Source organism: Pseudomonas sp. MS646 (assembly GCF_036693845.1).
Classification (GTDB): Bacteria; Pseudomonadota; Gammaproteobacteria; order Pseudomonadales; family Pseudomonadaceae; genus Aquipseudomonas; species Aquipseudomonas chlororaphis_E.
Genome location: NZ_CP144763.1, coordinates 1,461,066 through 1,480,108 on the forward strand (window position 1 = coordinate 1,461,066; position 19,043 = coordinate 1,480,108).

A 19,043-nucleotide genomic window follows, 5' to 3' on the forward strand; every position below is an offset into this window, starting at 1 on the left:
TTCCATGATCGAAGACTTTTGGAAGGATAAGTACCCAGCTGGGATTGCTGCCGACATCAATCCAGACGAGTATCCGAATATTCAGGCGGTGTTGAAGCAGTCCTGCCAACGCTTCGCCAACAAGCCGGCATTCAGCAACCTCGGCAAGACGATCACCTACGGTGAACTCTACGAGTTGTCCGGGGCCTTTGCCGCGTACCTGCAACAGCATACCGATTTGCAGCCCGGCGATCGAATCGCCGTGCAGTTGCCCAACGTCCTCCAGTACCCGGTGGCCGTGTTCGGTGCGATCCGCGCCGGGCTCATCGTGGTCAATACCAACCCGCTGTACACCGCGCGGGAGATGGAACACCAGTTCAACGACTCCGGCGCCAAGGCGCTGGTGTGCCTGGCGAACATGGCGCACCTGGCCGAGGCCGTGGTCCCCAAGACGAGTGTCAAGCACGTCATCGTCACCGAAGTGGCCGACCTGTTGCCACCGCTCAAGCGCCTGTTGATCAACAGCGTGATCAAGTACGTCAAGAAGATGGTCCCGGCCTATCATTTGCCCAAGGCCGTCAAGTTCAACGATGTGCTGAGCAAGGGCCACGGCCAGCCGGTGAGCGAAGCCAACCCTTCCAGCGATGAGGTGGCGGTGCTGCAATACACCGGCGGCACCACCGGCGTGGCCAAGGGCGCGATGCTGAGCCACCGCAACCTGGTGGCGAACATGCTGCAATGCAAGGCGCTCATGGGCTCGAACCTCAACGAAGGTTGCGAGGTGCTGATCACGCCGCTGCCGCTGTACCACATCTATGCCTTCACCTTCCATTGCATGGCGATGATGCTGATCGGCAACCACAACATCCTGATCAGCAACCCGCGCGACCTTCCGGCGATGGTCAAGGAACTGTCCAAGTGGAAGTTCAGCGGCTTCGTCGGCCTCAATACCCTGTTCGTGGCGCTGTGCAACAACGAGGCGTTCCGCAAGCTGGACTTCTCGGCCCTCAAGGTCACCTTGTCCGGCGGCATGGCCCTGCAACTGGCGGCGGCCGAGCGCTGGAAAGCGGTGACCGGATGCCCGATCTGCGAAGGCTATGGCATGACCGAGACCAGCCCGGTCGCCACGGTGAATCCGATCCAGAACATCCAGGTCGGCACCATCGGTATTCCGGTGCCTTCGACCTTGTGCAAGGTGATCAACGACGCGGGCGTCGAACAGCCGTTGGGCGAAATCGGCGAATTGTGCGTGAAGGGGCCGCAGGTGATGAAGGGCTACTGGCAGCGCCAGGAAGCCACCGACGAAATCCTCGACAGCGAAGGCTGGCTCAAGACCGGTGACATCGCGCTGATCCAGCCCGACGGCTACATGCGCATCGTCGATCGCAAGAAGGACATGATCCTGATCTCCGGTTTCAACGTGTACCCCAACGAGCTGGAAGACGTGCTGGCGACGCTGCCGGGCGTGCTGCAATGCGCGGCCATCGGCATTCCGGACGAGAAGTCCGGTGAAGCGATCAAGATCTTCATCGTTGCACGACCGGGCGTCACCTTGACCAAGGAGCAGGTCATGGAGCACATGCGCGCCAACGTCACCGGCTACAAAGTGCCCAGGGCCGTGGAGTTCCGCGATGCCTTGCCGACCACCAACGTGGGCAAGATCCTGCGGCGCGAGCTGCGTGATGAAGAGCTCAGGAAACTGGGTGTGAAGAAGTAAAAGGCTTGTACACAAAAAGCCCCGCATGAGCGGGGCTTTTTAATGGCGGAGATCTAGAATCGACCGCCGTTGTGGCGAGGGGATTTATCCCCGCTGGGGCGCGAAGCGGCCCTCGCTTTTTGGGTCTGCTTCGCAGCCCAGCGGGGATAAATCCCCTCGCCACAATGGGTTGTTCGTCAGCAGTTGGCTACACCCTGAACTGCGCAAAATCCAGGTTGGTGCCCCCCGGCCGCATGTCTTGCAGGTACGAATCCTTGTCCGCGCTCAGCTCCAGGCTCAGGGCTGCCTTGCGCTTGCCTTGGTTGCGCACTTCCAGGCCTTCCATTTTTTCGCGCAGGAACACCGTCGGCACTTTCAGGTGCAGCAACTGGTCGGTGGCCGGGGTGTGCAGCAGCAGGTGGATCCATTCGTATTGCCCGATGGCCAGGCGCGTCACCGGGAGGTTGAACCAGAAAATGTTGCGGTTGCGGTTCAATTCGCTGAAGTGGCAGTTGTTGACGCCCAGTACGGCGCCGCCCAGTTCCTGGTTCCTGCGGGCAATGGCCTGCTTTTTATCGAGTTTCATAACGTTCCTACGGGGTTGGAGCTTCAAGCCGCAGCCTGAATACGTGGGGCATTCTCGGGGGTTGCTCGGCAAACATAAAGCGCAACCTGCATTTGCCGATCAAATGTGCCGTTGAAAAAAATGAAACTCCCCGCAAACGGCCCCGGTCAACCCTATGTAATGACTTTTCGTAGCGTTGTTCACAGGAGACACATCATGGGTAGCACGAGCGATAAAGTGAAGGGCGTTGCCAACGAAGCCGTCGGCAATATCAAGCAAGGCGTCGGCAAGGCCACCGACAATGACCGCCTGCGCGCCGAGGGCGTGGTCCAGGAGAAGAAGGGCGAGGTCCAGCAAAACGTGGGCAAGGCCAAGGACGCGCTCAAGAAAGGCGTCGATAAAGCGTAACCGGCCCGCTGGAAAAACGATTGGAACGGCCATCTGCGGGTGGCCGTTTTCGTGTCGGCTCGAACTTGCGCCGGGGAAATTGTTCCAAAAGTCGCCAAACAGGTTACTTTGTCTGGCATAACAACCCATGAGTCGCCAAGCGACCTTCCTTTTTTGCGGCGAAAGGAGACGCACATGATGTTCCCGGCCATGAAAGGCTTGCCCTTGCATCGTGTGATGATGCGCACCGTGACCGAGTTTCTCGACGACGAGATGTCCACCTATGCGTCGGCATTGGCCTATCAGATGCTGTTTTCGCTGTTTCCCTTCATCCTCTTCCTGATCGCGCTGATCGGTTTCCTGCACCTGCCGGACTTCTTTTCCTGGCTGCGCCTGCAGTCGGAACTGGTGCTGCCGCCCCAGGCCCTGGAGCAGGTCAACCCGGTGATCGACCAGCTCCAGCAATCCAAGGGTGGGTTGCTGTCGGTGGGTATTGTCATTGCCTTGTGGACCGCCTCGGCGGGCGTGCGGCTGATGATGAGCGCCATGAACGCTGCCTACGACGTGGTGGAAGGCCGTCCGGCCTGGAAGCGTTTCCCGCTGTCGATCTTCTACACCGTGGGCATCGCCGGCATGTTGCTTATCGCGGCGGCGCTGATGGTTCTCGGGCCACAGGTGATGGAGTGGATCGCGGCCCAGGTCGGGCTGGAGGAATTCATCGTCACGCTCTGGACGATCGTGCGCTGGCCGGTGATCGTGATTTTGCTGATGGTGGCGGTGGCGTTGATCTATTACGTGATGCCTGACGTCAAGCAGGAGTTTCGCTTCATCACGCCGGGGTCGGTGCTGGCGGTGGTGGTGTGGATCATCGCTTCGCTGGGCTTTGCGTTCTACGTCAAGACCTTCGCCAACTACAACGCCATGTACGGCAGCATCGGCGCGATCATCGTACTGTTGCTGTACTTCTACATTTCTTCGGCGGTGCTGTTGCTTGGGGCGGAAATGAATGCCGTCATCGAGCACATGTCCACCGAGGGCAAGGACCCGGGTGAAAAACACCCTGGCGAGCACGAGAAACAGCATGTGTCGGGCCTGGGCCGCGACCATTCAATCCCTCACCCTCACCCCGATGAAGCCCGACCATGATTCGCGAAATCCTGAAGATGGGGGACGAGCGCCTGCTGCGCATTGCCCCGCCCGTGCCACCGGAGATGTTCGACTCGCCGCAGCTGTGGCAGTTGATCGATGACATGTTCCAGACCATGGAAAGTGTCGGCGGCGTTGGCCTGGCGGCGCCGCAGATCGGCGTGGACCTGCAGTTGGTGATCTTCGGCTTCGAGCACAGCGAGCGATACCCCGACGCCGAGGCCGTGCCGCAAACGATCCTGATCAACCCGCTGATCACCCCGTTGGACCCGCAGATGGAGGAAGGCTTCGAAGGTTGCCTGTCCGTGCCGGGCCTGCGCGGCGCCGTGGAGCGCTATCGGCACATTCGCTACGAAGGATTCGACCCCAAGGGCCAGCCCATCGTGCGCACGGCCTCGGGGTTTCACGCGCGGGTAGTCCAGCATGAGTGCGATCACCTGATCGGGCGCCTGTACCCGTCGCGCATCAGCAACTTCAGCAAGTTCGGCTTCACCGAGGTGATGTTCCCGGACCTGGACCCTGCGGCCGACGACTGACTGGAACCGACACAGTCCCTTTGTGGGAGCGAGCTTGCTCGCGATAGCGGTGTGTCGGTCACAGTCGAATCACAGACCCGACGCCATCGCGAGCAAGCTCGCTCCCACATTGGCCTGTGTTGCCATTAAGAAGGAGGCACCAACCCCATCGCAATCATCGGCTTGCTGCGCGCATACCGGCTCAATCGCTCCGCCATCGCATAGGGCAGGGCCGGGTCGAAGCTGAATCCGCGTCGTTCATAAAATTCACGCAGGTCCGGATGGCAGAACAACCACACCGGCGCTTGCACGGCCTTCACCGCCTCGGCGATCAACCGCGCCGCGATGCCTTGGGCGCGGTAGGCCGGGTCGACAAACAATCCGGTCAACCAATGCCCACCTGCTACCTGCCGCAGGCACAGGGCGGCGACGATGTCGTCCTGGCGCGCTACCCACAGCTGTGCGTCACGCACCGCCTTCATTGAGGATTGGTGGGCGCGGTAGAACTTGTTCATCAGCGGCCATAGCGGTTCGTCGAGCAGCGTGTAGTGGATTTCAGGCATGGCAGGGACGGGGAGGGAATCAGGGGCCGCCAGTATAGCTGGCCGCCCCGGCGCATCATCAAGCTTAGAGAGAGGCGAGGAACACATCAGCCAATGGGGTTTTGCCATCGGTACGGTTTTCCTGGGCCTTTTCAACCTGGGCTATCGCTGATTTGTCCTGCATGCGTTGCGCGATCTCCTGGCTGACGGCGGCCTGCTTCTCGGGCGGCATTGCCTGGAACTCTTCTTCGGTGATGCCCAGCTCCGCAAGAATGCTGTCGCGCAGGCGTTGCTCCGGCGTCTTGCTCATGTAGTCCTTGAAGGCTTCCATTGCGGAACTGCCGGCCGCGGCAGTGTCTTTGGACGACGAGCTCTGCAATTGCACGCGGGTCTTGGCGAACGCCTCGTCCACCTTGTCGCTGATGGCGGTGGCTGCGTTGACCTGCTGGGTGGCGCGGCGGGTGAACGAATCCTGGACCTGGGTGCTGGCCTGGCTGGCTTGGGCCTGGACGTTATCGCGCAGCGCCTGCAATGCGGCGCTTTGCAGGCCGCTGGCCGCCTCGGCGGTAAGGTCCTCGCCGGGGCGTTTGAGGGGCAGATTGATCGCTTGTTGTTTGGCACTGACCAACATGATGGACACCTGTAGGTAATGGCTGGGCCATGGGCCAGAGCAATTCCCATGCCTGGCCTGCGACCCCAGGTTTTACAGGGGGCGGCGCCATCGGACGCTAGGAAGGGCGGCCAACCCTTGCCGCTGGACGGCATCGATCGACCGCCTGGGCCTTCAGGTGCTTTCGCGCACTTTGAGTTCGAACCCCATGTCCACCACCGGTTGCGCGATGCGGTTGCCCGCCATCAGCGTCAGCATCTGCTCAGCGGCGCGCTGGCCGATGGCTTCCCGTGGGGTGCTGATGCTGCTCAGGCGCGGCACCATGTGGGCGGAGGCGGGAAGGTCGTTGAAGCCCAGGACCGAGATCTGCTCGGGGATCCTGATGCCGCAGCGCAGGGCCTCGAACAAGGCGCCGTGGGCCAGGTCGTCGTTGCCAAAGAAGATCGCGTCGACATCCGGGTGGCTGTCGAGCAATTGCAGGAACAGCTCGCCGCCCAGCCCCACCGAGGACGGGCGTGGCGTCAGCAGTTCCAGATCCGGGTCGTACAGCCCGGCCTTCTGCAACGCGCGGCGGAAGCCTTCGCCGCGCGCCAGGGTGCGCTGGTCCAGCTGGGCGCCGATGTAGGCCAGGCGCTTGCGGCCCTTGGAAATCAGGTGCGCGGCGGCCGTCTCGCCAGCCTTGAGTTGGGAAAAGCCCACGCAATTGAGGCCCGCGCCGGGGTCCAGTTCCATCATGTACACACAGGGAATGTTGCTGGCCTCGATCATGCGCCGGGCGCTCTCGGTGCGGTCGAAACCGGTCAGCAGCAAGCCTCGTGGCTGATAGGCCATGTAGTTGCGCAACAGGTCTTCTTCTTCGTCCCGGGAATAGTGGTAGTTGCCGATCACCACTTCGAAGCCCTTGGGCCGCAGCACACGATGGATCGCCTCCAGGGTGTCGATGAACAGCAGGTTGGACAGCGACGGGACCAGCACTACCACCGAATGGCTCTGGGCCGATGCCAGCGCGCGGGCGGCCGGGTTGACCACGTAGTTGAGTTCCAGCGCGGCCTGGCGGACTTTTTCCACCAGTTCCGTGGCCACGGTGCTGACGCCGCGCAAGGCGCGGGAAGCGGTGATGGGGCTGACACCGGCCAGGTGTGCTACTTCGTTGAGGGTAGGGCGGCCGGTGGTGCGAGGATTCTTATCGTTTTTAGGGGCGGTCATCAGGGCGGCTTGCCAAACAAAAATCAAGGCACTAAGGTAGCGCTGTCTCGACGCGGCTGCAAATGCGTGAGCGGGGTTTGCCTGAACCTCGTGCGTGGGTGTCGTGAACGAACATGCTGCAACCACAAAAATGACAAGAAGGCGTCGGCAACTTCTGCTTTTGCTGCGGTGTCATAACTGGCAAAGGTAGCGCTGTCTGCGCGCTGAGGTGTTACATGAACAATCCCATCACCGCCCTGGTCATCATGGGCGTTGCCGGTTGCGGCAAAACCTGTGTCAGCCAGGCCCTGTGCCAGTTGAGCGGCGCCACCGCCATCGAAGGCGACACCTTCCACCCTGCGGCCAACATCCAGAAGATGAGCGCCGGTATTCCCCTGAACGACGACGACCGTGCCGGCTGGCTCGACAGCCTGTGCGACGAGTTGCGCCGCGTCGATGCCACCGGCGAACGCCCGGTGCTGACCTGTTCGGCCCTCAAGCGCAGTTATCGCGAACGTCTGCGCAGCGCCTTGCCGGGCCTGGGCTTCGTATTCCTCGAACTGACCCCCGAAGTGGCCGCCGACCGCGTGTCCCATCGTCCGGGCCATTTCATGCCGTCGACCCTGATCGACAGCCAGTTTGCCACCCTCCAGTCCCCTGTCGGCGAGCCCCTGACCCTGGCTCTGGACGCGTCCAGCCACAGCGTCGACGAACTGGCCCAGCAAGCCTACGCCTGGTGGTTGGAACACGGCTTGAAGCTGGCGAGCTGAGCCCCACTGTTTTTGCGTCAGAAAGATAGCGCTGTCCCGACGGCTTACAACTAACTGCTTCAATAACAACAACAAATCAGGAGACACCCCTCATGTTTGGCATGTCCCACGAGACGTTCCTGCTGCTCGATGCAGTGGTCACGGTGATCGGACTTATCCTCCTCATCACCCAGTTCAAACTCCACCCGTTCATTGCCCTGACCATCGCCGCCGCGTTTCTCGGCCTGACCTCGGGCATGCCGATCGGCACCATCATCAAGGCGTTCCAGGACGGCTTCGGGGGGGTGCTTGGCTTTGTCGGGATCATCCTGGCGCTGGGCACGATGCTCGGCAAGATGATGGCCGAGTCGGGCGGGGCCGACCAGATCGCCCAGACCCTGATCCGCGCCTTCGGCAAGGACAAGGTGCAGTGGGCCATGATGTTCGCCGCGTTCCTGGTGGGCATCCCGCTGTTCTTCGAAATCGGCTTCGTGCTGTTGATCCCGCTGGTGTTCATCGTGGCCCGGCGCACCGGCGTGTCGATCATCAAGATCGGTATCCCGCTGCTCGCCGGCCTGTCCGCCGTGCACGGCCTGGTACCGCCACACCCGGGGCCGCTGCTGGCCATCGGGGTGTTCGGCGCCGACATTGGCAAGACCATCCTCTATGGGCTGATCGTCGCCTTGCCGACCGCCATCATTGCCGGTCCGATTTTCGGTACGTTCATCGCCAAGCACATTCCAGGTCACGCCAACCAGGAGCTGGTTGACCAACTGGCCCGCGAACCCGATGCCAAGGAACTGCCGAGCTTCAGCATCACCCTGGTTACCGTTCTGCTGCCGGTGTTCCTGATGCTGCTCAAGACTTTTGCCGATGTGGTGCTGCCGGACGGTAACGTCTTTCGCACGTTCATGGACCTGATCGGCCACCCGATCTCGGCGTTGCTGCTGGCGCTGTTGCTGTCGCTGTACACCTTCGGGCATCGCCAGGGCATCGGTTCGAACCAGATCCTGAAGTTGCTCGACGCCAGCCTGGCGCCCACCGCCGCGATCATCCTGATCATCGGTGCCGGTGGTGGCTTCAAGCAGATGCTGGTGACCAGCGGCGTGGGTGATGTCATCGGCCATATGGCGGTGAATGCGCAGATCTCGCCGATCCTGCTGGCCTGGCTGGTGGCGGCAGTGATTCGTATCGCCACCGGTTCGGCCACCGTCGCGACCATCACCGGTGCTGGCATCGTGGTCCCCGTGGTGGGGATGATCCCGGGTGTGAACCGCGAGTTGCTGGTGCTGGCAACCGGCGCCGGTTCGTTGATCCTGTCCCACGTCAACGATGCAGGCTTCTGGCTGGTCAAGCAGTACTTCAACATGACCGTGGCCGAGACGTTCAAGACCTGGACCGCGATGGAAACCATCCTGTCCGTGGTGGGCCTGGGCTTTATCCTGTTGTTGTCGCTGGTGGTTTAAGCCGCGCATAAGCAATGTGGGAGCGGGCTTGCTCGCGAAGGCGGTAGAACATCAACATCTTCGTTGATGGTCAGTGCGCTTTCGCGAGCAAGCCCGCTCCCACATTTTGGTTGTGTGTCAGGCGTTAGGTTTGCCGACCCACCCATCGGCCCGGAACATCGCCCGAATGCCCCGCACCGCCTGACGAATCCGGTCCTGGTTCTCGATCAGTGCGAAGCGCACGTGATCATCCCCGTATTCACCGAACCCCACCCCTGGCGAGACGCAGACCTTGGCTTCGGCCAGCAGCTTCTTGGCGAACTCCAGCGAGCCCAGGTGCGCATACGCCTCTGGAATCTTGGCCCAGACGTACATCGAGGCCTTGGGGTTTTCCACCATCCAGCCCAGTTCATGCAGGCCCTTGACCAGCACGTTGCGGCGTTGGCGGTACTGCTCGGCGATGTCGCGCACGCATTGCTGGTCGCCTTCCAGCGCGGCGATGGCGGCCACCTGCAAGGGCGTGAAGGTGCCGTAGTCGTGGTAGCTCTTGATCCGCGCCAGGGCGCTGACCAGTTCCGGGTTGCCGACCATGAAGCCGATGCGCCAGCCGGCCATGTTGTAGCTCTTGGACAGGGTGAAGAACTCCACCGCGATGTCCTTCGCGCCCGGCACCTGCATGATCGACGGGGCTTTCCAGCCGTCGTAGACGATGTCGGCGTAGGCCAGGTCGTGGATTACCAGCACGTCGTACTGCTTGGCGAGGGCGATGACCCGCTCGAAGAAATCCAGCTCGACGCATTGCGCCGTGGGGTTGGACGGGAAGCCCAGGATCATCATCTTCGGCTTCGGGATCGAGCCGCGAATGGCCCGTTCCAGTTCGTCGAAGAAGTCCACGCCCGGCACCAGTGGCACCGAGCGCACCTGGGCGCCGGCGATCACCGCGCCGTAGATGTGGATCGGGTAGCTGGGGTTGGGCACCAGCACGGTGTCGCCCTGGTCCAGGGTCGCCAGCATCAGGTGGGCCAGGCCCTCCTTGGAACCGATGGTGACGATGGCTTCGCTTTCCGGGTCGATGTCCACCTCGTAGCGGTCCTTGTACCAGCGCGAAATGGCGCGGCGCAGGCGCGGGATGCCCTTGGAGGTGGAGTAGCCGTGGGTGTCTTCCCGCTGGGCGACGGTCACCAGTTTTTCCACGATGTGGGGAGGCGTGGCGCCGTCGGGGTTACCCATGCTCAAGTCGATGATGTCTTCGCCGCGCCGACGCGCAGCCATCTTCAGCTCGGCAGTGATATTGAAAACGTAAGGAGGGAGTCGATCGATGCGCGCAAAGCGGCGCGGCGAACCTTGTTCGGCCATTGTTGCCTCGAGATACGTGAGCGCCCGGAACCGTCCGAGCGACGTTGGCCACTGCGGTGGCCTGCGGCGCAAGATAATGGCCGCCGTGGCCGCTTGTCCAGTGGCGCCCCACAACTATTTTCGACGACACTGTCGACCCGCCCGCCGCACGCGTGCGGACAGTCGCAATTCGCCATACCTACTCGAACGGAACGATGATGGAATTTTCCAGCGGTTTTTTGCTGAGCCTCTCCCTGTGCCTGGACATCGGTGTCGCTAACATCGCGATGATCACCCTGGCCATGCAGCGCGGTTATTCCCAGGGGTTTGCCCTGGGCCTGGGTACGTGCGTGGGGGACCTGATCTATGCGGTGCTGGCCCTGGCGGGCATGACCGTGCTGTTGCAATACGAAACGGTGCGCTGGGTGCTGTGGATCGGCGGTTCGGCGTTATTGCTGTATTTCGCGGCGAAGATGATCCACGCGGCGATGTATCACAGTGCCGTCTTGGCCGAGGCCGGCGAAGTGCGTGGCCAATCCTCCCGGCAGGCGTTCCTGCGCGGGATCTTCCTGGCCATGTCGTCACCCAGCGCCATTTTGTGGTTCGCGGCGGTGGGGGGCACGCTCATTGCTCGTGCGGGCGGCGGGACGGTGCTCAGTTCGGCGCTGTTTCTCAGTGGTTTTCTCTGCGCCGGGTTGCTATGGAGTGCGGGCCTGTGCCTGGCGGCGACCCAGGGCGGCAAATTGCTGGGGGATAAGCTGTTGCGCTACTCCTACTTGGCATCCGCGGCGATCTTCTGCTATTTCGCCGTATACGTAATTGTTTCTGGCTACGACGAGTTCGTTGCAAAAACCGCCATGCCGGCCTTGCCGGGGTTCTGACAAGCGAAACGGTGCTGGCAATCACGTGTTGGCTTTCTATACTGCCAAGCCCGACTTCACGTTTTTCCGGAGTGTTGACGCATGGAAAAGCACGCACGCGATTACGCCGCCGAGCCACGCCTCGAACAAGGTCGCTTTCTACTGATTGCCGGTTTTGGCGCACGTTTTACCGCGTGCACGATGCAGGACATCCCGCTGGTCTGGGAGAAATTCCTGCCTTGGCTCGGCAAGGTGCCGGGGGAGAAGGATGAAGTCACCTACGGCGTGGGTTGCAACCCGGACGGGGAGGGCGGGTTCGAATACATCGCCGGCGTGGAAATCAGCCGGCTCGACGACTTGCCCGAACAATTCCGCTGGATCGAGATCCAGCCGGCCCGTTACGCGGTGTTCGAACACAAGGGGCCTTTGAAACAACTGCCGGAGACGTTCCGCTACATCTGGGATGTCTGGTTGCCCCAGTCAGGCCATACCGCGGCGGATGCCCCGGAATTCGAACGCTACAGCGAAGATTTCAACCCAAAGACCGGCGAGGGCAGCCTGGAGATCTGGATACCGCTCCAACCGTGACCGGCGGCTAGAACATCAACCCCATCCGCCGCTCATAACCGATACGGCCCCTGTACGCCTCGCCGCTGTCGACCCAGCCCAGTCGGGTGTACAGGCCGATGGCCGCTGCATTATCGGCATCGACCGAAAGCTCCAGCCCCCTGATTTCCGGCCAGGCCGCCCGTGCCACGGCGGGCAGCGCCTCCAGGCAGGCTTTGCCGTAGCCCTGGCCCTGGACCCGATGATCGACCTGCAGGGCGTGCAGGGTGGCGCTGTGTTCATTGGCCCAGGCGGGCAGTACCGGCGGGCGCTTGAGCAGCAGGAAGGCCACGGGCACGTCGTTGGCCACTAGGGCAAAGCCCTTGACCCCGGGGCCGGGCCTGGACAGCAACGTGTGCAGTGCACCGTGGATATCACCGGCGTACTGCACCTGTGCGGGATGGATTTCGATGGCTTCGACCTGTTCGCGTTGCCGCGGGGTCAGGGCTTCGTAGGGTACGAGTTGGGCGGTCACAAAAACGTCCTTGGTTTGCCGGCAGTGTAGGGGCGCGATTCTAACGAATTTTTTGCCTCGAATTATTTTTGCCAGGGTTGTCGATTCGCCGTTTCTCCAGACGACAAAGGGTGTCTTCCACAAAAAACTGCGGAGAATCACCATGAATACCCAAGCCACCGAAACCCAGATCCAGGCTTTGATCGACACCTATCGCGAAGCGGTCATGAGCAAGGATGTCGAAAAAGTCATGGCCCTCTATGACGAGGACATCGTCTCGTTCGATGCCATTCAGGCCCTGCAATTCAAGGGCAAGGCCGCCTACCGGGCGCACTGGCAGGCGTGCATGGAAATGTGCCCCGGGCCGCACAAGTTCGACTTCCATCAGGTCCGGATCACGCCCGCCGACGCCATTGCCTTCGCCCACTGGCTGGCCTACTGCGGCGGCACCAACGACAAGGGTGAGGAACAGGCCTGCTGGATGCGCGTGACGGCCTGCTACCGGCGCGTGGCCGGGCAATGGAAGATCGTCCACGAGCACTGGTCGGCACCGTTCGACCCGATGGCCGGCACGGCGATCTTCGATTTGCAGCCCTGATCGTCGGTTTTTTCGCCAACGGTCTTTCTGCCGTCCATAGTTGATCCGTTCGATCGCGGAGTTTGTCATGAAGTACTTATGCCTGGTCTACAGCAACGAACACACGCTGCACAACGCCCCCGACAGCCCTGAGGATGCCGAGTGCATGGCCTACGCCGAGTCGATCCAGGGCAGCGGGCGGATGCTTGCCGCCGAGGCCCTGGCGTCGGTGCAGACGGCCACCACGGTGCGCATGCGCGGCGGCAAGCTGTCGATCACCGACGGCCCGTTCGCCGAGACCAAGGAGCAACTGGCGGGCTTCTACCTGATCGACGCGAAGGACTTGAACGAAGCCATCCAGGTCGCCGGCCATATCCCGGCGGCCCGGGTCGGCTGCGTCGAAGTGCGACCGGTACGCCAACTGAACCCCTGAACAACAATCACAAGACAGGATTTGACCCATGAACCTCAAGCCAGCCCCTCATGCGTTGTCCATCAGCCGAATGATCGACGCGCCGTGCCAGAAGATTTTCCGCGCCTGGACCGAGCCGGCCTTGCTGGTGCAGTGGTGGGGCCCCCACGGCATGACGACGCCGGAGTGCGAAATGGACCTGTGGGTCGGTGGCCAGTTTCGCACCTTGATGCGCGCGCCGGACGGCAGTGAGTACCCGACCATGGGCGTGTTCCTGGAAATCCTTGCACCTCGACGGCTGGTGTTCACCGATGCATTCGTGCCGGGCTGGATACCGTCGGGCAAGGCTTTCATGACCGCTGAAGTGGTGCTCGAAGAGGTCGGTGACAAAACCCGCTACACCGCCCGGGCATTGCACTGGAGCGAGGAGGATCGCCAGGCGCACGAGGCGATGGGTTTCCATGACGGTTGGGGCCAGAGCCTGGACCGCCTGGAAACGCTGGTCACCCAAGGCATGCCCGACTGATGCCGGCCGAGGCGGTTCGGGCGCGGGTCGAGCAGGTATACCGGCAAGATTCGCGGCGCATCCTCGCCACGCTGATTCGCCTGCTGGGAGACTTCGACCTGGCGGAAGAGGCCTTGCACGACGCCTTTTTCATCGCCGTCGAACGCTGGCAGCGCGACGGCGTACCGGACAATCCGCGGGCCTGGCTGGTGTCAGCCGGGCGGTTCAAGGCCATCGACAGCTTGCGCAGGCGCGCGCGCTTTGCCGCGTCCCGGCCGCTGTTGATCGCTCAACTGGAGGCGCTGGAGCAGGCCGACTGGAGTGATGAAGACGTGGAAGACGATCGCTTGCGGCTGATTTTCACCTGCTGCCATCCGGCCCTGGCCGCCGATGCACAGGTGCCGTTGACGCTGCGAGAAGTCTGCGACCTGACCACCGAGCAAATCGCTCGCGCCTTTCTTGCCGCCCCGGCGGCCATTGCCCAGCGCATCGTGCGGGCCAAGGCGAAGATCCGTGACGCGAAGATCCCCTATCAGGTGCCGTCCCGCGCGGAGTTGCCCGAGCGGCTGGACAGCGTGCTGCGGGTGATTTACCTGGTGTTCAACGAGGGTTATTCGGCCTCGATGGGCGCCGAATTGACCCGTGAAGACCTGACCCGCGAGGCCATCCGGCTCGGGCGATTGCTCCTGCAATTGTTGCCCGAGGCCGAGGTCATGGGCCTGTTGGCGTTAATGCTGCTGCACGAATCCCGGCGCCTGGCGCGCACGTCGTCGACCGGGGAGTTGATCCTGTTGGACGAGCAGGACCGCACGGTGTGGGATGCCGAACTGATTGCCGAAGGCTGTGCCCTGGTGGAAGCGGCGCTGGGCACCCGACGGTTCGGGCCGTATTGCCTGCAAGCGGCGATAGCGGCGGTACACGCCGAAGCGCCGACGGCCCGGGAAACCGACTGGCCGCAGATCGTCGGGCTCTATGACGTGCTGTTGCGCGCCATGCCGTCCCCCGTGATCGAACTCAACCGCGCCGCCGCCCTGGCCCAGCGCGATGGCCCGCTGGCAGGCTTGTGCTTGATCGACGCGATCCTGGGCCGTGGCGAACTGCAGGACTACCACCTTGCCCACTCGGCGCGGGCCGAATTCTGCCGCCAACTGGGGCGGGACGACGAGGCCAGGGCCGCGTACGAGCGCGCCCTTGAACTGACGCAACAGTTACCGGAGCGGCGGTTTATCGAAGGGCGACTTGCGAAATTAGCCAAGCCATAGCCGGCCCGGTAAAAGTCGGGTTTAACTCGGTCATTGTGGGAGCGGTGATCACCAATGCCAGCCCCGCCTTGGAACCCTGTGGGAGAGCTTGCTCGCGAAAGCACAGTACCAGTCACCATCGATGTCGAATGTGCCACCGCCTTCGCGAGCAAGCCCGCTCCCACAGTTGGCGTTGCGGTGATCACCAATGCCAGGTCCACCTTGGAACCCTGTGGGAGAGCTTGCTCGCGAAAGCACAGTATCAGTCACCATCGATGTCGAATGTGCCACCGCCTTCGCGAGCAAGCCCGCTCCCACAGTTGGCGTTGCGGTGATCACCAATGCCAGGTCCACCTTGGAACCCTGTGGGAGCGGGCTTGCTCGCGAAGGCGGTGGTCCAGCCGACCGAGATGTTGACTGGCATACCGCAGTCGCAAGCAAGTCCCCCAAGTCGCTCCGATTTCTCCAGGTGCAAAAAAGGCGACCCGAAGGTCGCCTTTTCAGTTTGCCGGCGTCGATCAGAACTCGTGATCGGCGTTGTCCGGGTTCAGGTCGCTGATGCCCAGTTTGCCGGCCGCTTGTTCGATCGAACCGGTCTGCTTGACCAGTGCGGCGATGGCGTCGCGCACGATCTGGTTACCGGCGGTGTTGCCGGCGGCGATCAGTTGATCGTAGTGCTCGCCCTTGTTGGCGTGATCGACCATGACCTGGATCTTGGCCTCGGTGTCGGCCAGGTCGGCCTTCAGCGCGGTGTCCGCCGCCGGGTCGGCCTTGGCGACCAGGGACGACAGGCTGGCGCCAGTCATCTTGGTGCCGTCGACGCGGGTGTATTCGCCCAGGTACACGTTACGCACGCCCTTGGCGTCGTAGAAGTGCGAGTTGTGGGTGTTGTCGCTGAAGCAGTCCTGCTCGTCTTCTGGCGAGTTGGCTTCCAGGGACACCTTCATGCGCTCGCCCGCCAGTTCACCGAGGGACAGGCTGCCCATGCCGAACAGCATCTTGCGCAGGCCGCTCTCGGCCGGTTCCGCTTCCAGGGTGGCGCGGTAGTTGTCAGCCACGTTCGGCTTCCAGTTGCCGACCATTTCTTCCAGGTCGCTGACCAGCAGTTGGGTCACGGACTTGAGGTAGGCACGACGGCGGTCGTTGTGGCCACCGGTGGCGCCGGCGCCTTGCAGGTAGTCGGACGCCGGACGGTTGCCCGCACCCGGGCCGGTGCCGTTGAGGTCCTGGCCCCAGAGCAGGAATTCGATGGCGTGGTAGCCGGTGGCGACGTTGGCCTCGGAACCGCCCAGCTCGTTCAGGCTGGCGAGTTTTTCCGGGGTGATGTCCTTGACGTCGACCTTGTCTTCACCCACCTGGACTTGAGTGTTGGCGATGATGTTGGCGGTGGCGCCCGGGTTGCCCAGAGCGTGCTCGTAGGACTTGTCGACGTAGTCGATCAGGCCTTCGTCCAGGGGCCAGGCGTTCACCTGGCCTTCCCAGTCGTCGATGATGGTATTGCCGAAGCGGAACACTTCGCTCTGCAGGTACGGCACGCGTGCCGCGATCCAGGCAGTGCGGGCAGCGCCCAGGGTCTCGGCGTTCGGCTTGGCCAGGAACGCGTCGACGGCGGTTTGCAGGGTCTTGGCCGTGGATTCGGCATCGCTGTAGACGGCGTAGACGATGTCGGCGTAGTGCGCGACAACGGCCTTGGCGGCGGCTTCATCGACTTTGCCGGCGGCAGCAGGGGCGACCGGTGCCGCAGTGCTGGCGGCAGGCGCTGGCGCTTGCGGCGCGGCGGCCTTGTCTTTGCCTTCGCCGCAACCGGCGAGGGAAATAGCGATGGCCAGCAGACTGGCGGTAGCCAGAGGCATACGAATCATGGCGAACATCCTGCTTCGGAAATGGATGGGACAGGCGCGAGGGTGCGCAAAAACTGCGACATAATGCGAAAGATTTGCATTATGTGTAAAGGGTTGCGGCTGTAAATATTTCTTATTTAATCAATGCCGATCGCAGTCTCGGACCACTCCGACAGAACGGCGCGGAACCGTTGTAGGAAATGTTGAAGGCTGTGATGGATCAAGGAATCAGAGGATGGAGGCCTTGCTGCGCTCCGCCTGCTTCAGGTAAGCGCCCAGTTCCCGTGCCGGCAGCGGCTTGCTGTAGTAGTAGCCCTGACCTTCGTGGCAGCCCTCGGCGATGATGTAGGCTTCCTGCTCGACCGTCTCGACGCCTTCGGCGATCACTTGCATGCCCAGGCTCTTGCCGAGCTGGATGATCGCCCGGACGATGGTTGCGTCGTCTTCGTCTTCGAGCAGGTCCTGGACGAAGCTCTTGTCGATCTTGATCTTGTCCAGCGGCAGGCTCTTGAGGTAGCTCAGGGACGAATAGCCGGTCCCGAAGTCGTCGATGGCAATCAGTGCGCCGGAGCGGCGCAGGCTCAGCAGGTGTTGGGCCGCGGTGGTGATGTCTTCCATCAGGCCGGTCTCGGTGACTTCCAGCTCCAGGCTGCGAGGCGGCAGCCGGTACATCTGCAGGAGGTTGTTGACCACCCGCGGCAGCTCCGCGTGGTGCAACTGCACCGTCGACAGGTTGACCGCCATGCGCAGCTGGGTGAAGCCCTGGTCATGCCATTCGCGCAGTTGCCGGCATGCCTGGTCCAGCACCCATTCGCCGATGGCGATGATGGTGCCGTTCTGTTCGGCCAGCGGGATAAAGAGGTCCGGCGGCACCAGGCCGTGCTCGGGATGGTGCCAGCGAATCAGGGCCTCGGTGCCCACTACCCGCAGGTCGCGGTAGCTGATTTGCGGTTGGTACACGAGGGTGAACTGCTCGCGGATCAGGGCCTCGCGCAGGTCTTTCTCCAGTTCGCGGCGGCGGCGCATCTCGCTGTCGACGCTGGCGATGTAGAACTGATAGCGATTGCGCGAGCGGCTCTTGGCCAGAGTCATAGTCTGCTCGGCTTTTTGCAGCAGTTTCTCGGTGCTGTCGCCGTCTTCGGGGAAGAGGGTGATGCCGATGGTCGCCCGCAGCCGGATCCCGTGGTCATCGAGGGCGAACGGCGCCTCCAGGTCGTCGAGGATGCTCTGGGCCAGTTCGGCAGCCTCGTAGGGCTGTTCGATGTCGGCCTGGACCAGGGCGAACTGGTCGCCCCCCAGTCGCGCCAGGGCACCGAGACGACCACTGTGGGCGCGTAGCCGGTCGGCGAGGGCGAGCAGCAACTGGTCGCCGGTCTGATAGCTGAACTGCTCGTTGATGCCCTTGAAATCATCCAGCCCGACACACAGCACCGCCACCCGACGTTGCAGGCGGCCGGCATCCACCAGGATCTTGTCCAGTTGCTGTTGCAATTGCTGGCGATTGGGCAGACCGGTGAGAAAGTCGTACTGGGCCATGCGCAACAGGCTGTTTTCCGCTTCGTGGCGCAGGTGCGTGTTGCGCTCGATGGATTCGAGCAACTGGTTGGCGGTATTGATCCACAGCCCCAGCTCGTTATGTTCGTGACCGCGCAGTTGCGGGATCTTGTGGGCGCTGGGGCGATCGGGGTTGATTTCGGTCAGGTGCTCGATGATCCGCGACAACGGCTTGGTCAGCAGCCAGTGGTAGACCAGGTACAGCACCAGGCCCATGGCCAGGGCCCGAAGCATGCCGGAGATGAAGATGATCACCGAGCTGACGATGAAGCTCTCGCCATAGGTGGCGGTGTCGAGGGTAATGCTCAGGTCACCGTAGTATTCGCTGTAGGGCCCGCGCCCCACCAGTTGCGTGGTGAAGGTGCGCTCCTTGCCCAGGATCAGGTCGGTCAGCCATCGGCTTTCGGACGCCTGCAGGGCACGGCTTTTTTCGGCGAGCATGGTTTCGCGGGGATGGCCTATGGAGGCCATGCGTACGGCTTTGTCCTGGAACAGGCCTTCGATCACCTGCATGCCCATTTCCCGGTCCAGGCTGTAGACGGCCTGGGTCGACGGATCGCGGAACATGTCGAGGATACGCTGGGCGTCGTTGGCGACGGCCTGGTTGGTTTTGTAGGCATCGAACACGATCTGGGCGCAGCTCAAGAGCACGCCAACGATCAATGCCGAGAGGAGCACGACCCGGAGCAACTTCACAGACAAGCTGTTCTTGAGTTCCAGCTTCAAAGAGTGGTTCCTTGTTCCGTGCGGTAGCGTCAAGTTGCCATGAGTATTGGCAATCCTGTGATGTCAGTCAAAGGGACAATCAAACACCAGGGTTTTCGCCGATAAACATGGCC

General features: G+C 62.3%; 20 protein-coding genes. 12 read left to right on the top strand and 8 right to left on the bottom strand.

The genetic code is table 11. The features are described 5' to 3' along the window. Positions 1–4 precede the first annotated feature (4 nt). Positions 5–1,696, top strand: coding sequence for a long-chain-fatty-acid--CoA ligase FadD1 (gene fadD1 / locus V3H56_RS06455; protein ID WP_047736900.1), 1,692 nt, complete (start codon positions 5–7; stop codon positions 1,694–1,696). Positions 1,697–1,883: 187 nt separating this feature from the next. Here fadD1 and V3H56_RS06460 read toward each other — a convergent pair whose 3' ends face one another. Further along, a complete protein-coding gene (locus tag V3H56_RS06460; protein WP_047736898.1) occupies positions 1,884–2,261 on the bottom strand; it encodes a hypothetical protein in 378 nt (125 codons plus the stop codon). 195 nt (positions 2,262–2,456) lie between these two features. On the opposite strand from V3H56_RS06460, the gene V3H56_RS06465 reads away from it, so the two are divergent. The 3 genes from V3H56_RS06465 (at position 2,457) to def (ending at position 4,309) form a co-directional block, all read left to right on the top strand. Next, positions 2,457–2,648 (top strand): CsbD family protein, encoded by a 192-nt coding sequence (locus tag V3H56_RS06465; protein WP_042729868.1) that lies wholly within the window; start codon positions 2,457–2,459, stop codon positions 2,646–2,648. A gap of 174 nt (positions 2,649–2,822) precedes the next feature. Then, positions 2,823–3,773, top strand: coding sequence for a YihY/virulence factor BrkB family protein (locus tag V3H56_RS06470; RefSeq protein ID WP_042729867.1), 951 nt, complete (start codon positions 2,823–2,825; stop codon positions 3,771–3,773). Then, positions 3,770–4,309 carry a peptide deformylase gene (gene def / locus V3H56_RS06475; RefSeq protein WP_338474363.1) on the top strand — a complete coding sequence of 180 codons (540 nt, stop codon included), beginning with the start codon at positions 3,770–3,772 and terminating at the stop codon, positions 4,307–4,309. The genes V3H56_RS06470 and def overlap by 4 nt, the downstream gene beginning before the upstream one ends. A gap of 125 nt (positions 4,310–4,434) precedes the next feature. Here the strand turns inward: def and V3H56_RS06480 are convergent, their stop codons facing one another. The 3 genes from V3H56_RS06480 to V3H56_RS06490 form a co-directional block, all read right to left on the bottom strand. Further along, on the bottom strand, positions 4,435–4,851 hold the full coding sequence (locus V3H56_RS06480) for a GNAT family N-acetyltransferase (RefSeq protein ID WP_042729865.1): 417 nt from the start codon (positions 4,849–4,851) through the stop codon (positions 4,435–4,437). Positions 4,852–4,915: 64 nt separating this feature from the next. Next, on the bottom strand, positions 4,916–5,461 hold the full coding sequence (locus V3H56_RS06485) for a hypothetical protein (RefSeq protein ID WP_338474364.1): 546 nt from the start codon (positions 5,459–5,461) through the stop codon (positions 4,916–4,918). A gap of 153 nt (positions 5,462–5,614) precedes the next feature. Further along, positions 5,615–6,646, bottom strand: coding sequence for a LacI family DNA-binding transcriptional regulator (locus tag V3H56_RS06490; protein ID WP_042729863.1), 1,032 nt, complete (start codon positions 6,644–6,646; stop codon positions 5,615–5,617). A gap of 215 nt (positions 6,647–6,861) precedes the next feature. On the opposite strand from V3H56_RS06490, the gene V3H56_RS06495 reads away from it, so the two are divergent. Together V3H56_RS06495 and V3H56_RS06500 are read left to right on the top strand one after the other, a co-directional pair. Continuing rightward, a complete protein-coding gene (locus V3H56_RS06495; RefSeq protein WP_042729862.1) occupies positions 6,862–7,395 on the top strand; it encodes a gluconokinase in 534 nt (177 codons plus the stop codon). A 92-nt stretch (positions 7,396–7,487) separates the two neighbouring features. Beyond that, entirely contained in the window at positions 7,488–8,840 is a 1,353-nt protein-coding gene (locus V3H56_RS06500; protein ID WP_042729861.1) for a GntP family permease, read from the top strand. A 117-nt stretch (positions 8,841–8,957) separates the two neighbouring features. Here V3H56_RS06500 and alaC read toward each other — a convergent pair whose 3' ends face one another. Then, positions 8,958–10,175 (bottom strand): alanine transaminase, encoded by a 1,218-nt coding sequence (gene alaC, locus V3H56_RS06505; RefSeq protein ID WP_042729860.1) that lies wholly within the window; start codon positions 10,173–10,175, stop codon positions 8,958–8,960. A 197-nt stretch (positions 10,176–10,372) separates the two neighbouring features. On the opposite strand from alaC, the gene V3H56_RS06510 reads away from it, so the two are divergent. Continuing rightward, complete coding sequence (locus V3H56_RS06510; RefSeq protein ID WP_338474365.1) at positions 10,373–11,035, top strand: LysE family transporter; 663 nt, start codon at positions 10,373–10,375, stop codon at positions 11,033–11,035. A gap of 81 nt (positions 11,036–11,116) precedes the next feature. Then, entirely contained in the window at positions 11,117–11,602 is a 486-nt protein-coding gene (locus V3H56_RS06515; protein WP_123579543.1) for a GyrI-like domain-containing protein, read from the top strand. Between the two features lie 7 nt (positions 11,603–11,609). On the opposite strand, the gene V3H56_RS06520 is transcribed toward V3H56_RS06515, so the two are convergent. Further along, entirely contained in the window at positions 11,610–12,095 is a 486-nt protein-coding gene (locus tag V3H56_RS06520; RefSeq protein WP_123579542.1) for a GNAT family N-acetyltransferase, read from the bottom strand. 142 nt (positions 12,096–12,237) lie between these two features. Between V3H56_RS06520 and V3H56_RS06525 the strand changes: the two genes are divergently transcribed. The 4 genes from V3H56_RS06525 (at position 12,238) to V3H56_RS06540 (ending at position 14,830) form a co-directional block, all read left to right on the top strand. Continuing rightward, complete coding sequence (locus tag V3H56_RS06525) at positions 12,238–12,672, top strand: SgcJ/EcaC family oxidoreductase (protein ID WP_042729856.1); 435 nt, start codon at positions 12,238–12,240, stop codon at positions 12,670–12,672. Between the two features lie 67 nt (positions 12,673–12,739). Next, complete coding sequence (locus tag V3H56_RS06530) at positions 12,740–13,084, top strand: YciI family protein (protein ID WP_042729855.1); 345 nt, start codon at positions 12,740–12,742, stop codon at positions 13,082–13,084. A 28-nt stretch (positions 13,085–13,112) separates the two neighbouring features. Next, positions 13,113–13,589, top strand: coding sequence for an SRPBCC family protein (locus V3H56_RS06535; RefSeq protein WP_042729854.1), 477 nt, complete (start codon positions 13,113–13,115; stop codon positions 13,587–13,589). Then, positions 13,589–14,830, top strand: coding sequence for an RNA polymerase sigma factor (locus V3H56_RS06540; RefSeq protein WP_212803471.1), 1,242 nt, complete (start codon positions 13,589–13,591; stop codon positions 14,828–14,830). Before V3H56_RS06535 ends, V3H56_RS06540 begins: the two co-directional genes overlap by 1 nt. Before the next feature lie 497 nt (positions 14,831–15,327). On the opposite strand, the gene V3H56_RS06545 is transcribed toward V3H56_RS06540, so the two are convergent. Together V3H56_RS06545 and V3H56_RS06550 are read right to left on the bottom strand one after the other, a co-directional pair. Then, on the bottom strand, positions 15,328–16,671 hold the full coding sequence (locus V3H56_RS06545) for an imelysin family protein (RefSeq protein ID WP_047736888.1): 1,344 nt from the start codon (positions 16,669–16,671) through the stop codon (positions 15,328–15,330). A 207-nt stretch (positions 16,672–16,878) separates the two neighbouring features. Beyond that, the gene (locus V3H56_RS06550; protein ID WP_338474366.1) at positions 16,879–18,930 is read right to left on the bottom strand and encodes an EAL domain-containing protein; all 2,052 of its coding nucleotides are present in this window, start codon (positions 18,928–18,930) and stop codon (positions 16,879–16,881) included. Between the last annotated feature and the right edge of the window lie 113 nt (positions 18,931–19,043).